Origin of the sequence: Gordonia sp. (in: high G+C Gram-positive bacteria), assembly GCF_047600385.1 — a bacterium.
Taxonomy (GTDB): domain Bacteria; phylum Actinomycetota; class Actinomycetes; order Mycobacteriales; family Mycobacteriaceae; genus Gordonia.
The window spans coordinates 3285179-3299142 of record NZ_JASGKZ010000001.1; the positions used below are offsets into that span (position 1 = coordinate 3285179).

Below are 13964 nucleotides of genomic sequence, written 5' to 3' on the forward strand. Positions count from 1 at the left end.
GCGAGCCTCGCCCCCGGAATCGGTGGCCGATACCGAAGAACACCCCGGCCGTGTGGCCGGGGTGTTCTCCTCGGTGAACGGGGGCGTTCTACGACGCGGTGGCGGCGTCGGCGAATCGCGAGAGCGCCAGCAGACGCGAGGTCGCGCGCAGGTACTTCTTGCGGTAGCCGCCGGCCACCATCTCCGGGGTGAAGAGCTCGTCGAGCTTGGCGCCGGAGACCACGACGGGGATGTCGGCGTCGTACAGGCGGTCGGCCAGCGCCACCAGACGCAGCGCGACGGCCTGGTCCTGCGCCGGGCGGACGTCGCTGATGCAGACCGTGGTCACCCCGTCGATCAGCGCCTTGTACTTGGACGGGTGCAGGCGCGCGAGCTGCGCGGTGAGGTCGTCAAACGTGTCGAGGGTGGCGCCCGGGGTCGATTCGGCGCGCGCGATCAGCTCCTCCTCGGTCGCCGGCTCCGGGGCCGGCGGCAGGTCGCGGTGCCGGTAGTCCGGACCGTCGACGCGCAGGGTCTCGAAGATCGACGACAGCTTCTGGATCTCCCGCAGGAAGTCCTGCGCGGCGAAGCGGCCCTCGCCGAGCTGTCCGGGCAGGGTGTTCGACGTCGCGACGATCGAGACGCCGCGCGCACTGAGCTCGGTGAGCAGCCGGGAGACCACCATGGTGTCGCCCGGATCGTCGAGCTCGAACTCGTCGATGCACAGGACGCTGCGGTCGGAGAGACGCTGCAGCGCGTCGGTGAAGCCCAGCGCGCCGACCACGTTGGTCACCTCGCCGAACGTCGCGAACGCCTTGGTGCCGGGCATCGAGTGGAAGACCGAGGCCAGAAGGTGGGTCTTGCCCACGCCGAAGCCGCCGTCGAGGTACAGGCCGATGCCGTGCTGCGGAGTCGACTTGCGGAAGAAGCTCTTCTTGCCGCTGCGGATCTTCGAGGCCCGCTCCACGAAGCTGCGGGCCGCGTTGACCGCCGCGGCCTGGCTGGGCTCGTTCGGATCGGGGATGTACGAGTCGAAGCTCACCTCGTCGAACATCGACGGAGGGACCATGTCTCCGATCAGCGTGTCCGCATCGAGCACCGGATTCTTGTCGGAGAGTCGCGCCACCATGCGAGGAGCCTATCGAGTCGGGTACCACTGGAAGCATGTTCCTGCTGAAGAAAGCGACCCAGGTCACAGTCGGTGCTCGCGCCGAGTCGTCCGGGGACGTCGCCGAATGGCTGCGACAGCAGTACGCCTACCCGGCCGACGACGTTGACGGCCGCCCGTTCCTGCGCGCGAACTTCGTCACGTCCGTCGACGGCGCCGCCGCCGTCGACGGACGTTCCGGCGGCCTCGGATCGCACGGCGACCGCCTGCTCTTCGGCATCCTCCGCGAGCTCTCCGACGCCGTGCTCGTGGGCGCCGCCACCGCGCTGGCCGAGGACTACGGCGTGCCCGCGGCCCGGCCGGACGGATCCCGGCCCGCACTGGTCCTCGCGTCACGCTCCCTCGACGTCCCCGACGACTACGCCCCGGCCTTCGATGCGGGCACGCTGATCGCCACGTGCGCCGCCGCGCCGCGGGAACGTCGGGCCCGTCTCCTCGCCGCGGGGGCGACCCCGGTCGACTGCGGTGTCGACACCGTCGAACCGGCCCGTCTGCGCGCCGTGCTCGCCGAACGCGGCCTGCGCCGTGTGCTCTGCGAGGGCGGACCGCGTCTGCACGCCGAACTGATCGCGGCCGGGGTCCTGGACCAGCTGGCGCTCACCCTGAGCCCGAACCTCACCGGCGGCGACGGCCCGCGCATCGCGCACGGGGCCGCACCCGCAGGCGGGCTGTCCCCCGTCCGACTGCGTCACCTGATCGGCGACGACGAGGGTTACCTCTACTTCCTCTGGGACCGTGACGCGGGCGCGACCGGAGAGTCTCGGTAGGCTCGCGACCATGCCCTTGCGTTCCCCGCGGTCCCGACTGCTCGTGCTGCTCACCGCGGCGGTGCTGCTGGTGGCCGGCTGCACGGCCGGACCGGTCGCCGGACCGGACGTCGTGCGCGGCGACGAAGACCCGGCCGCCCGGCCCGCGGAGACCACGCTGCCGGGGCTGTCCGCACCGAAGCGCGACCTGAACTACTCCGAGTGCGGCGGCGAACTCTCGAAGTCCTACGACGTGGACGTTCCCGACGGCCTGAAGCTGGACTGCGCCTCGTACGACGTCCCCGTCGACCACTCCGACCCGAACGGCCCGACCATCTCGATCTCGGTGGTCCGGGCCGCCCTCGAAGTCGACCCCCGACTCCGCGGTGCCGCTGCTCCTGACCACCGGCATCGACATGCCGACCTCCCGTCTGGCGCTCACACTCGGCGGCGAGGCGACCAGGGAACTGCTCGCCGAACATCCGATCGTCGCCGTCGACCATCGTGGACTCGGCGATTCGGGCACCGTCGACTGTCTCACCCGCGCCCAGCGCGGCATCCTCGCCGACGATGCCGCCGCGAAGTCACGGGACGTGACCGCCCGGGCCACCACGCTCGCCGCGGCCGCCCGGCTCGGCGCCGACATCTGCAACGACACCCTCAGCCCCCATCAGCTCGCGTTCTCCGCCGCCGATGCCGCCGAAGACCTGGAAGAACTGCGCACCCGCTGGGAGGTGGACCGTCTCGCGCTGGTCGGTGTCGGCTCGGGCACGTCGGTCGCGATGGCGTACCTGAGCGAGCACTCCGACCACGTCGGACGACTGATCCTCGACTCCCCCACCGGGGTCAACGTGCAGGCCTCGCAGGCGGCCGCCACGCGCGCCGCAGGCCTCCAGAACACCCTGGTGACCTTCGCCGATCGCTGCGCCGGACTCGGCTGCCCGCTCGGCGAAGACGGGGTGGCCACCCTGAGCCGCGTGGTGAGCGCGGGCGCGGCCGGTTCGCTGCCCGGGCTCTCGGACACGTCGATCCTCTCGGCGGTCACCACCGCGCTCGCCGTCGGCGACACCGATCCGGCCGGTCTCAAACGACTCGCGCAAGCGATCGTCGACGCCGACAAGGGGAACGTCGCCGCACTCACCGCTCTGGCCAGGGCCGCCGCCCCGCTCCGGGAGTCGGACGGGCAGCAGGTGACGCGCTGCACCGACATGGTCGGCCGTCCCGGTCTCGGCGAGGTCCCGAAACTGGCCCGCCGCTGGGCCGAGGACGCCCCGATGACGGCGAACTCCGCGGCACTGAGCCTGGCCCGCTGCGACGGGTGGGGCGTGGCCGATCCGGTGTCGGCGCCGTCGTCGTTCCCGATCTATCCGCTGGTGCTGCTGGGGCAGAACGATCCGATCAACGGTCTCAAAGCCGCCGAGGCGCTGGCGCCGCTGCTCATCACCGCGAGCGCCGAGGCCGTCTCCGCCAGTTGGGACGGACTCGGATACTCCGTCCTGAGCCGGAGCGACTGCGCAGCGGCCCTGGCGGTGGAATACCTCGGGCCCGAGAAGCTCAGCGGTCCGGCCGAGCGCGCCTGCCCCGCCTGATCCCCCCGCTCCGCCCGATACCCCTGCCCTGCCTGATACCCCTGCCCTGCCTGATCCGCAGCCCGGATGTAGTAGGTTCGCTCAGGTGAGCGCTCTCGATCGGTACCTGTATCCGCGCGTGGATTCGGCACGCATCCTGACGATGATCCTCTGGCCGATCAGCATCATGATGATCTTCCATCGATCGGTGTTCATGGCGATCAACGGTGCCCGCACCGACGACTTCCGGCCCGTCTACAAGGCGGCCCTGGACTTCTTCGCGCGCAATCCCGTGTACGGCGAGGACTACTCGACCGTCGACCCGCACTACCTGTATCCGCCGTCCGGAACCCTGCTCATGGCCCCGCTGGCCGTGATCCCGCCCGACGAGGCGCGCTGGCTGTTCATCGGCACGAGCGTGCTGGTGCTCGTGCTGTGCGCCTACCTGCTGTCCCGGATGTTCGGCTACGCGGGCAACGACTGGGTGTTCCCCGCGCTGGTGCTGTTCTTCTTCAGCACCGAGACGGTCGCGAACACGCTCATCTTCACCAACTTCAACGCGTTCGTCCTGCTCGGGCTGATCGTCTTCCTGATGCTGCTGCGCAGCGATCCCTCGATCCGCGGCGGCGACTGGTGGGCCGGTGTCGTCATCGGCCTGACCCTCTCGGTGAAACCGGTGCTGGCCCCGCTGCTGCTGCTTCCGCTGCTGCAGCTGCGCTGGAAGGTGCTCGTCGCCGCCGCCGGCGTCCCGCTGCTGCTCAACATCGCCGCGTGGCCGATGATCGTCGACTCCCGCAGCTTCCTCGACCGCACCCTGCCGTACCTGATGTCGACCCGCGACTACTACAACAGTTCGATCACCGGCAACGGCATCTACTTCGGCGTCGCCGACTGGCTGATCCTGCTGCTGCGCATCGCCTTCATCGTGATGGCCGCCTTCTCCCTGTGGTTCCTGTACCGGTACTACGCGAAGGAGAACGAGCTCCTGTGGCTCACCACGTCGTCGGGCGTGCTGCTGGGCACCACGTTCCTGGTCAGCTCCCTCGGCCAGGGCTACTACTCGATGATGCTGTTCCCGTTCCTGATGTCGGTGTTCCTGCCGGGGTCGGTGCTGCGGAACTGGCCGGCCTGGCTGGGCGTCTACGGCTGCATGACGTTCGACGTCTACTACTTCAGCGAGTGGGAACCGTTCGGCCGCTACCTGGAGTACAACAAGGTGCCGCTCGGCTGGTCGCTCCTGATGGTCACCGCGTTCTGCGTGCTGCTCTTCCGGTGGCTCGACATCCGCGCGGCCGAGCGGGACGCACCGGAGGACGGGGTCGTCGACGACGAGGCGCGCACGGGCGCGGTCGCCGCGAAGGCCTGAGCCGCCCCATCCCATCGAGCGAGCGCGCGGGACGATCCGTCCCGCGCGCTCGCTCGTCTCGTCAGCCGCTCGTCTCGTCCGCCGTTTTCAGCCGCCGCACAGTGAGCGACTGCGCCAGCGTGCCGACCGGGCCGTCGACGTCGTGCAGGACGCTCGACGTCAGGCCGACGCCGCCGGGACCGAAGGCCACCCGGGTGTCCAGGCCGAGCAGGCGACCGCGCGGCTGCCGGAACAGGTGCGCGGTGAGGTCGACGTTGGGGTACATGAACTCGTCGGGGTCGCGCCGGAGGGAGACCCCGTTGGCGTAGTCGAAGAACTTGGCGAACTCGCCGAGTTCGGTGGACTCCTCCCCGGCGATCAGGTCGACGTCGCCGGTGACCCAGGCGCGGGCCCGACCCCGCCGGGTGTCGTCGGCCTGCACCGCCCGCACACCGGCGATCGCGTTCCCGTTCCACCGTTTGAGCCACGACGGCTCGGTGCAGTCCTGCGGGGCGGGCAGCGGAGCGAACTCGTGTTCACACACGTCGGCGGTGTCGGTGGACTGCAGCAGCCAGCCGCGGGCACGGATCGTGGTCCGACCGCCGATCACCGCGGTGGTCTCGATCAGTTCGATGGTGCGGCCGGGCCGGACCACCTCGGTGCTCAGATCGATCCGCTCGCGGGCGATCTGGCCGAGCACCTCCAGGCTCAGGCGGCTGAACACGAGGTCGGGCGCGTGCGCGAGACGCCAGCGCTCCATCCGGTCGATCACCAGACCGGCCACCGGGGCCAGGTGCAGGTCGTCGTCGTGCCAGGTGCCGCCGGACTGCGCGGTCGGGAGGAAGGAGTCGTCGCCGACCCGGGTGAAATAACTCGTCTTCTGCTCGTCCACGGATCCAATCTAGCCCGCATACTCCGCCCGGGGCGACGGCTCGCTCCGGCGGTTCACCACAGGCCCGCGACAGCCGATCCATGCGCGGACTAGCGTGGAAACCATGACCGATTCTTCTCGCGACTACCCCGCCGACCCCGCCGCGCTCTCCGAGGCCGAATGGCGGGCCCGGCTGACGCCCGCCGAGTTCCGGGTGCTGCGCCGAGCCGGCACCGAGGCGCCCTTCGTCGGCGAGTACACCGACACCAAGACCACCGGGGTGTACCGCTGCCGCGCCTGCGGCGCCGAACTGTTCCGCTCGGACACCAAGTTCGATTCGCACTGCGGCTGGCCGTCGTTCTTCACGCCGCTCGCCGGCGATGCGGTGATCGAACGGCGGGACGACTCCCTGGGCATGACCCGCGTGGAGGTGCTGTGCGCGAACTGCGAGAGCCACCTGGGGCACGTCTTCGCCGGTGAGGGCTACGACACCCCCACTGATCTGCGCTACTGCATCAACTCGATCAGCCTGGATCTGGAGCCCGACGAGGAGTGATCGCCGACCGGGGCTTCGCTTGACCGGCCGGTCGGGTGGTCGGTGTGTCCCGGTGGCCGGCGGTGTGTCGCTTGAGCGGCGGCCCGTGTCGCGTGTCCTCTTCCGTGCCGCGGCCCATGCATGGTGCGCGACATGGAAGAGGATCCGCGACACGCCGGCAAACGGCGACACACCGGAAGACGGCGGCACGACGGAGAGCCGTGGCACACCGGGGGCCGACAGCGCCAGAACCACGACGCCGCCCCCGAAACACGAACGCCCCGGAGGGGTGCCGAGACACGACACCTCTCCGGGGCGAAGTGGCGCAGAACGCGCCGGGAGCTCAGGGCAACGCGGTGACCAGGGTCTCCGGGGACACCCGCGGACCGGTGTAGAAGGGGATCTCCACCCGGACGTGGTAGCGCGCCTCGGTGGCCCGCAGGTCGCGCATCAGGTCGACGATCCGGTACAGCTCGGGGGCCTCGAAGGCGAGGAGCCACTCGTAGTCGCCCAGGGCGAACGCCGGGACGGTGTTGGCGCGGACGTCGGCGTAACCGCGGGCGGCCCGACCGTGGTCGGCGAGCATCTTGCGGCGCTGCTCGTCGGGCAGCAGGTACCACTCGTACGACCGCACGAACGGGTACACGCACACGTACGCGCCCGGATCCTCGCCGGCCAGGAACGCCGGGATGTGCGCCTTGTTGAACTCGGCGGGCCGGTGCAGCGCCGACGCGCTCCACACCGGTTCGCTGACCTTGCCCAGCGCGGTGGTGCGCCGGAACGACGAGTACGCGTCCTGCAGCTGCTCGATGGTCTCGGCGTGCCACCAGAACATGAAGTCGGCGTCGCCGCGCATGCCCGCGACGTCGTAGATGCCGCGGATCACCACGCCCTTGCCCTCGACCTCGGCGACGAAGCGCTCCAGGTCGGCGATCACCTCGGTCCGGTCCTCGGGCAGTTCCCCGGCCCGGATCTTGAAGACCGAGAACATCAGGTAACGGATGGTGGCATTGAGTTCGTCGTAATCCAAGCGAGCCATGTCTGCCATCCTGCCACTTCGTCCGGGCCGCCGATCGGGCGGAGTCGATCTCGGCCGGTCTCGACGCCGAGGCTTCGACTCGGACTCCGTCACCGCGTTCCTCCGCCCGGCTCAGCCGTCTGTCGGCCTTCGACGCTCCTCGACGGTCGGGGACACGGGCCACGGGCGGAAGCCTCCTCCGGCGGTACCGCCGATCCCCGAACCGGGCGACGAAGGAGCCCGAGTCGAAGGGGCCCTCACTCCGCCGTCAGATATGCGACGACGCGCGCCGCCGCCCGCCGCGCCGAACCGATGCACGCGGGCACCCCCACACCGTCGAACGCGGCTCCCGCGAGCGCCACCCCCTCCGGCAGCGCGCGCTGCGCGTCGGTCATCGCGGCGAGATGTCCCGGCGCATAGTGCGGCAGGCCCTCCGGCCACCGCTGCACGACGACGTCGTCGATCGTCGGCGCCGGAAGTCCGGCGGCCCCGAAGTACTCGGCGAGGTCGTCGACGGCCCACGACACCAGGGTCTGGTCGTCGACGGTCACCGGCTCGCCGAGGCGTCCGAACGAGACGCGCAGCGTCGGCGGGCCCGACTCCGCCAAGTGCGGCCACTTCCGCGTCGACAGGGTGACGGCCTTGCTGCGCATCCCGGCGTCGGTGGCGACGAGGATGCCCGACTGCTCCGGCATCGCGGCGCCGGGAGCCAGCACGCACCCCACCACCGCCGAACCGGCCGGGCGCACCCGGCCCAGGATCGCAGCGGTCTCGAGGGCCGCCGTATCGAGCACGTCGGCCGCATGCCACGGCGGGACGGCGACGACGACGGCGCCGTACTCCCCCTCGCCCGATCCGGTCGGGGACTCGACCGCGTATCCGCCCGGCACCGTGCGCACTCCCGTGACCGGCGAATCCGCCAGCATCCGGGCGTCCGAGGCCCGCACGAGCGCATTGGTCAACGTCCGGTAGCCGCCGCGCAGCGTCCCGAACACCGGACCGGACACGGCCGCGGAGGCTGCGGTCAGCGATCCGACGGCGGCGGTGAGCGACGGCGCCCCCGCATCGAGGGCCTTCGCGAGGGCTGGCATCGTCTCGGCGACGCCGAGGTCGTCGGCGAGCGCCGAGTAGACCCCGCCGAGCATCGGGTCGACGCTGCGTGCCACCGCGGCGTCGCCGAACCGGTCCCGCACCAGCGCGCCCACCGACACCGGTGCGCCGGGCGTCCAGTCGAGCGAGCGGGTCGGCTCGTCGTCGATCAGGGTGCGGTCGGCGTCGTCGACCAGGTCTCCGAGGACGGCCGCGCTCCCCGGGATGCCCATCACCGCGGGCACCGGCAGCGGGTGCAGTCGCCCGCCCGACCACAGCGCGGGCCGCAGCGGTCCCGGGGAGACGACGAGGTCGCCGAGCCCGAGTTCGCGGACCAGCGCGAGGGCCTCGGGGCGGCGCACGATGAACGCCTCGGCGCCGACGTCGAGGCGGGCCGCGCCGACCTCCCGCGTGCACAGGAGACCCCCGGGCCGGTGATCGGCTTCGAAGACGTCGATCACCGCGTCGGCGCCGAGTTCCCGGCGGAGCGTGTACGCGGCGGTCAGTCCGGTGACTCCGCCGCCGACCACGGCGACGCGCACGGTCACAGCGTGTGGACGAGTTCGACGGCCCGGGTGATCGCGTCCGCGTCGGTGTTCGGCAGCACGCCGTGGCCGAGGTTCAGGATGTGCCCGCGGGCACCGGCGTCCACGGCCCGCTCCCCCTCCCGGATGATCCGGGTCAGCTCGCGTTCCAGCACGGCCTCGCCGGCCATCAGCACCGTGGGATCCAGGTTCCCCTGGATCGCGACGCCGTAGCCGACCCGCTCGGCGGCGACGTCGAGCGGAACCCGCCAGTCCACGCCGATCACGTCGGCGCCGACGCGGGTCATCGCGGCGAGCAGTTCGCCGGTGCCGACGCCGAAGTGGATGCGCGGCACCCCGTACCCGGCGACCTCGGCCAGCACCCGTGCCGAGTGCGGGGCGACGTAGGTCTCGTAGGCCGCCTCCGACAGCGCGCCCGCCCAGGAGTCGAACAGCTGGATCGCGTCCACCCCGGCGTCGAGCTGCGCCTGCAGGAATGCCACGGTGATGTCGGTGAGCGATCCCATCAACCGGTGCCAGAGCTCCGGCTCGGCCAGCATCATCGCCTTGGTGCGCTCGTAGGTGCGGCTGGGACCGCCCTCGATCAGGTACGACGCCAACGTGAACGGCGCACCGGCGAAACCGATCAGCGCGGTGGTCTCGGGAAGCTCGTCGAGGATCAGGCCGATCGCGGAGGTCACCGCCCCCACCTCGGCGCGTTCCAGCCGCGGGAGCGCCGCGACGTCGGCGGCGGTCCGCACCGGGTCGGCGATCACCGGACCGGTGCCCGCCACGATGTCCAGGTCGATGCCCGCGGCCTTGAGCGGAACGACGATGTCGGAGAACAGGATCGCGGCGTCGGTGTCGTGCCTGCGCACCGGCTGCAGGGTGATCTCGCAGACCAGCGCCGGATCGAAGCACGATTCGAGCATGCCGCGGTTGGCGCGGATGGCCCGGTACTCGGGGAGCGACCGTCCGGCCTGCCGCATGAACCACACCGGGCGCCGGGACGGGGTCTTTCCGGTGGCGGCCGCGATCAGCGGCATCCGATCGTTGTCACGACGTCGATTCACCTGGCTCATGACGTCCACTGTGCCATGTCCGCGGCCCGGTCTCCGAACCCGCGCGGACCGACCTCTCCCCCGGTCGCATACGTGTCGGACCCGGCGCGCCTCCGGCACGAACTCCAGCTGAGATCTTACTGTGACGACTGTGACATCAGGAGCACAGACCGAGCCCGCCGACTTCACCGCGGCAGTGCAGTCACTGCACGACGCCGTGGTCCGTCCCGAGCTCGAAGTCGGTTCGATCCGCCCTCCGCAGCGTCTCGCGCCGTACAGTTACGCCCTCGGCGTGGAACTCGCCCCGACGGAGGGCACCGAGACCGCGCAGCTCGGCATCGACACGGCGTCCAACGCCTTCGGTCGACTCGTACTCCTCTACGACCCGGCGGGTCACGAGGCCTGGCACGGCACCTTCCGTCTGGTGGCCTACATCCAGGCCGACGTGGAGGCCGAGTTGGCGACCGACCCGCTGCTGACCGACGTCGTCTGGGCGTGGCTCACCGAAGCCCTCGACGTGCCCGACGACAGCACCTCGTCGACGCCGCCGTCCGACGAGCAGGAGCCCGCGGTGCTGGCGCTGGGCGGCACCGTCACGGCCACGACCTCGGTGCGCTACGGCGACATCGCCGGCCCGCCCCGGGCGCACCAGCTGGAGCTGCGTGCCTCGTGGACGGCGAGCAGCTACGAACTGGCCGGTCACCTCGAAGCCTTCTGCCAGGTGTTGGCGAGCGCGGCGGGACTGCCGCCGGTCGGTGTCACCGCCCTCGACCGTCCGGGAGCACTGTGAGCAGCGCTCAGCCCGCCGATCCGGCCGACGCCGACGTCACCCCGCTCCTGGCCCCGGCCGACGGCGTCCCGCCGGTGCTGTCCACCCCGGCGGACTTCTCCGCCGCGGCCGCGGAACTGGCCTCCGGCAGCGGCCCGATCGCCCTGGACACCGAACGGGCCAGCGGTTACCGCTACTCGCAGCGCGCCTACCTGGTCCAACTGCGCCGGACCGGTTCGGGCAGTTTCCTGATCGACCCGATCGACCATCCCGGGGCGCTCGGCGAGGTGATCGACGTGCTCGACGGTCCCGAGTGGATCCTGCACTCGGCCGAAGACGACCTGCCCTGCCTCACCGAACTCGGGTTCCGCGGCGCGCGCCTGTTCGACACCGCGATCGCCGGCCGGATCCTCGGGCTGCCCAAGGTGAATCTGGCGGCGATGGTCGCCCATTTCCTCCGGCTCGGCCTGGTCAAGGGGCACGGCGCCGCCGACTGGTCCCGGCGGCCGCTGCCCGACGACTGGCTGAACTACGCGGCGCTCGACGTCGAGGTGCTGGTGGAACTGCGCGACGCCATGCACACGGCCCTGCTCGACGCCGGTCGCCTCGACTGGGCGTTGCAGGAGTTCGATCACGTCCTCCACCGTCCGCCCGCGTCGCCGCGCACCGACCGGTGGCGCCGCACCTCCCAGATGCACACGCTCAAGACCGCGCGTCAGCTCGCCATCGTCCGCGAGCTGTGGACCGCGCGCGAAGAGGTGGCCGCCCGCCGCGACATCGCTCCCGGCCGGGTGCTCCCGGACACGGCGATCGTCTCCGCCGCCGTCGCCGCCCCCACCAGCGAGGCCGCGCTGACCCGACTGCCGGTCTTCGGCGGGCCGCGGCAGCGACGCCAGGCCCGCATCTGGCTGTCGGCGGTCACCCGGGCGCTCGCCCTGGACGAGAAGGACCTTCCGCCCCGCAGACAGCGATCGACCGGACCGCCGCCGATCAATCGTTGGGAACAGCGCGACCCCGAGGCCGCACGACGCATCCAGGCGGTGCGCCCCGCCGTGAAGGAGGTCGCCGACGGCCTGAGCATTCCCGCTGAGGTGCTGCTCGCCCCCGACCTGGTGCGCGAACTGTGCTGGACGGGCATCGAGGCCGACTCGGCCGCCGACGTCGAAACCTGGCTGTCGGCCCGCGGGGCGCGGCCGTGGCAGTGCGAACTCACCGGCCCGGTGATCGCCGCCGCACTCGCCGGCCTCGCCGACTGATCGATTCGTCTCCGCCGCCACGCTTCTCCTCGTCACCGAACGATGCCGTCCGGCCGCCGGCTGAGCAGGTGAGGAACGCAGTGACGAACCTCGTCGAAGACGAGCACAGGCCAGTGCCCCGACATCGGCCACCGCACTCGGATCGAGGGGGCGAGGCTTCGACACCGGCCGCTCACGTCGTTCGCGGCCCTGCTCAGCCATCGGAGTTGCAGGCACCCGTCGAACAGGGTCGAGGAGCCGTTCAGGTCAGCGCCGGGTCTCCGGCGAGCGTCTCGACCAGTTCGGTGCTCGTCAGACCGAAGTCGGCGAGCAGTTCGTCGCGTGTGGAGTGCACGACGAACTCCTGCGGGATCCCCAGTCGGCGCACCGGGACGTCCACCGCGACCGCCGAGAGCGCCCGGTGCACGGCCGCACCGACGCCGCCGTGGACGCCGCCGTCCTCGAGCGTCACCACCAGCCGGTGCTCGCGGGCGGCCGTCACGATCGACTCGGCCACCGGCAGCACCCACCGCGGGTCGACGACGGTGGCCGCGATCCCCCGTCCGGCGAGCGCGGTCGCGACGTCGATGCCCACCTGCGCGAAGGCGCCGACCGCGACGATCAGCACGTCCTTCCCCGCGGCGGCGGCCGCCCCGGGGTCCGGGCGGAAGAGGACGTCGACGCCGTCGTCGCACCGAGCCACGGCCGGGATGTCCGGCGGCACCGCGCCCTTGGGGAAACGCAGAGCCGTGGGGCCGTCGCCGACGGCGAGCGCCTCCCCCAGTTCCTCGCGGACGCGCTCCGCGTCGCGCGGCGCGGCGACCCGCATCCCGGGCACGATCGACATCAGCGACAGGTCCCACATGCCGTGGTGGCTGGGGCCGTCCGGACCGGTGATCCCGGCGCGGTCGAGCACCAGGGTCACCGGCAGTTCGAGCAGCGCGACGTCCATCAGCAGCTGGTCGAAGGCGCGGTTGAGGAAGGTCGAGTAGATCGCCAGGACCGGGTGCAGGCCGCCCAGGGCCAGGCCGGCGGCCGAGGTCATCCCGTGCTGTTCGGCGATGCCGACGTCGAACATCCGGTCGGGGTACTCCTCGCCGAACGCCCGGAGACCGGTGGGGCCGGGCATCGCGGCGGTGATCGCGACCACCTCGGGACGCGCCGCCCCCTGTTTCAGCAGTTCGGCGGAGAACACCGAGGTCCAGTCCTCCGGCGTCGACCCGTGCGACCTCCCGGTCACCGGATCCATCTTGCCGGTGGCGTGCATTTGTTCGGCGACGTCGTTCTCCGCCGGCGCATAACCCATGCCCTTGCACGTGACGGTGTGCACGATCACCGAGCCGCCGAAGTTCTTGGCCCGGGTGAAGGCCTCTTCGAGGGCCGCCCGGTCGTGCCCGTCGACCGGTCCGACGTACTCGATGCCCGGATCGGAGAACATCGCCTGCGGGACGCCGACGGTCGGCGCGTACGAACGGCCGTTGTCGTTCACGACGATCACCACCGGGCGGTCGCCGTCGGCGATGTTGTTCAACGCCTCCCAGCACATGCCACCGGTGAGGGCGCCGTCGCCGACCACCGCGACCACGGTGCGTTCCTGGCCGGTCAGGTCGAAGGCCTTGGCCAGTCCGTCGGCGGTGGAGAGGGCCGCCGAGGCGTGCGACGACTCGATCCAGTCGTGCGGGCTCTCGTGCCGGTCCTGGTAGCCGGTGAGGCCGCCGCGCTGGCGCAGCGTGTCGAACCGGTTCTTCCGGCCGGTGACGATCTTGTGCACGTAACACTGGTGTCCGGTGTCGAACAGGATCGGGTCGGTGGGCGACTCGAACACGCGATGCAGCGCGAGGGTCAGTTCCACGACGCCGAGGTTGGGGCCGAGATGACCGCCGGTGGCGGACACCTTCTCGATCAGGAACGCGCGGATCTCGGCGGCCAGCTCCACCATCTCGGTCTCGTTCAGGCCGCGCAGGTCCGCCGGTGAGTCCACCCGATCGAGAACGCTCAATTCGTACCTCCTGCACGCCGACGGCCCCGGAGACCGCCCGGTGCCGGGGCTTCGGCT

The 13964-nt window shown here is 71.4% G+C and carries 12 protein-coding genes; 6 read left to right on the forward strand and 6 right to left on the reverse strand.

Features of this window, described 5'->3' with window-relative positions:
* Positions 1 to 88 precede the first annotated feature (88 nt).
* Positions 89 to 1108, reverse strand: a complete 1020-nt coding sequence (gene zapE / locus QM809_RS14830; RefSeq protein ID WP_415046492.1) for a cell division protein ZapE — start codon at positions 1106 to 1108, stop codon at positions 89 to 91.
* A gap of 35 nt (positions 1109 to 1143) precedes the next feature.
* On the opposite strand from zapE, the gene QM809_RS14835 reads away from it, so the two are divergent.
* From QM809_RS14835 to QM809_RS14845, 3 genes are all read left to right on the forward strand, one after another.
* Positions 1144 to 1914, forward strand: coding sequence for a dihydrofolate reductase family protein (locus QM809_RS14835; RefSeq protein ID WP_415046493.1), 771 nt, complete (start codon positions 1144 to 1146; stop codon positions 1912 to 1914).
* Between the two features lie 365 nt (positions 1915 to 2279).
* Positions 2280 to 3482, forward strand: coding sequence for an alpha/beta fold hydrolase (locus QM809_RS14840; RefSeq protein ID WP_415046494.1), 1203 nt, complete (start codon positions 2280 to 2282; stop codon positions 3480 to 3482).
* A gap of 85 nt (positions 3483 to 3567) precedes the next feature.
* Positions 3568 to 4827: a glycosyltransferase family 87 protein gene (locus QM809_RS14845; protein ID WP_415046496.1), complete on the forward strand. Its 1260-nt coding sequence runs from the start codon at positions 3568 to 3570 to the stop codon at positions 4825 to 4827.
* Positions 4828 to 4888: 61 nt separating this feature from the next.
* On the opposite strand, the gene QM809_RS14850 is transcribed toward QM809_RS14845, so the two are convergent.
* Positions 4889 to 5698, reverse strand: a complete 810-nt coding sequence (locus QM809_RS14850) for a thioesterase family protein (protein WP_415046497.1) — start codon at positions 5696 to 5698, stop codon at positions 4889 to 4891.
* Positions 5699 to 5801: 103 nt separating this feature from the next.
* Between QM809_RS14850 and msrB the strand changes: the two genes are divergently transcribed.
* Positions 5802 to 6233 (forward strand): peptide-methionine (R)-S-oxide reductase MsrB, encoded by a 432-nt coding sequence (gene msrB / locus QM809_RS14855; protein ID WP_415046498.1) that lies wholly within the window; start codon positions 5802 to 5804, stop codon positions 6231 to 6233.
* Positions 6234 to 6555: 322 nt separating this feature from the next.
* Here the strand turns inward: msrB and hemQ are convergent, their stop codons facing one another.
* From hemQ to hemE, 3 genes are all read right to left on the reverse strand, one after another.
* Positions 6556 to 7251 (reverse strand): hydrogen peroxide-dependent heme synthase, encoded by a 696-nt coding sequence (hemQ, locus tag QM809_RS14860; RefSeq protein ID WP_415046499.1) that lies wholly within the window; start codon positions 7249 to 7251, stop codon positions 6556 to 6558.
* Between the two features lie 236 nt (positions 7252 to 7487).
* Positions 7488 to 8867, reverse strand: coding sequence for a protoporphyrinogen oxidase (hemG, locus tag QM809_RS14865; RefSeq protein ID WP_415046500.1), 1380 nt, complete (start codon positions 8865 to 8867; stop codon positions 7488 to 7490).
* Complete coding sequence (hemE, locus tag QM809_RS14870; protein ID WP_415047106.1) at positions 8864 to 9889, reverse strand: uroporphyrinogen decarboxylase; 1026 nt, start codon at positions 9887 to 9889, stop codon at positions 8864 to 8866. The genes hemG and hemE overlap by 4 nt, the downstream gene beginning before the upstream one ends.
* A 166-nt stretch (positions 9890 to 10055) precedes the next feature.
* On the opposite strand from hemE, the gene QM809_RS14875 reads away from it, so the two are divergent.
* On the forward strand, positions 10056 to 10694 hold the full coding sequence (locus QM809_RS14875; protein WP_415046501.1) for a DUF3000 domain-containing protein: 639 nt from the start codon (positions 10056 to 10058) through the stop codon (positions 10692 to 10694).
* Entirely contained in the window at positions 10691 to 11929 is a 1239-nt protein-coding gene (locus QM809_RS14880; protein WP_415046502.1) for an HRDC domain-containing protein, read from the forward strand. The genes QM809_RS14875 and QM809_RS14880 overlap by 4 nt, the downstream gene beginning before the upstream one ends.
* 241 nt (positions 11930 to 12170) lie before the next feature.
* Here QM809_RS14880 and QM809_RS14885 read toward each other — a convergent pair whose 3' ends face one another.
* Positions 12171 to 13907 carry a 1-deoxy-D-xylulose-5-phosphate synthase gene (locus QM809_RS14885; protein ID WP_415046503.1) on the reverse strand — a complete coding sequence of 579 codons (1737 nt, stop codon included), beginning with the start codon at positions 13905 to 13907 and terminating at the stop codon, positions 12171 to 12173.
* Between the last annotated feature and the right edge of the window lie 57 nt (positions 13908 to 13964).

What these genes read in the sequence shown, in the direction of transcription:
- hemQ (WP_415046499.1), bottom strand. Translation starts at nt 7,251, where the DNA reads ATGGCTCGCTTGGATTACGACGAACTCAATGCCACCATCCGTTACCTG.
- QM809_RS14835 (WP_415046493.1), top strand. Translation starts at nt 1,144, where the DNA reads ATGTTCCTGCTGAAGAAAGCGACCCAGGTCACAGTCGGTGCTCGCGCC.
- hemE (WP_415047106.1), bottom strand. Translation starts at nt 9,889, where the DNA reads ATGCCGCTGATCGCGGCCGCCACCGGAAAGACCCCGTCCCGGCGCCCG.
- zapE (WP_415046492.1), bottom strand. Translation starts at nt 1,108, where the DNA reads ATGGTGGCGCGACTCTCCGACAAGAATCCGGTGCTCGATGCGGACACG.
- msrB (WP_415046498.1), top strand. Translation starts at nt 5,802, where the DNA reads ATGACCGATTCTTCTCGCGACTACCCCGCCGACCCCGCCGCGCTCTCC.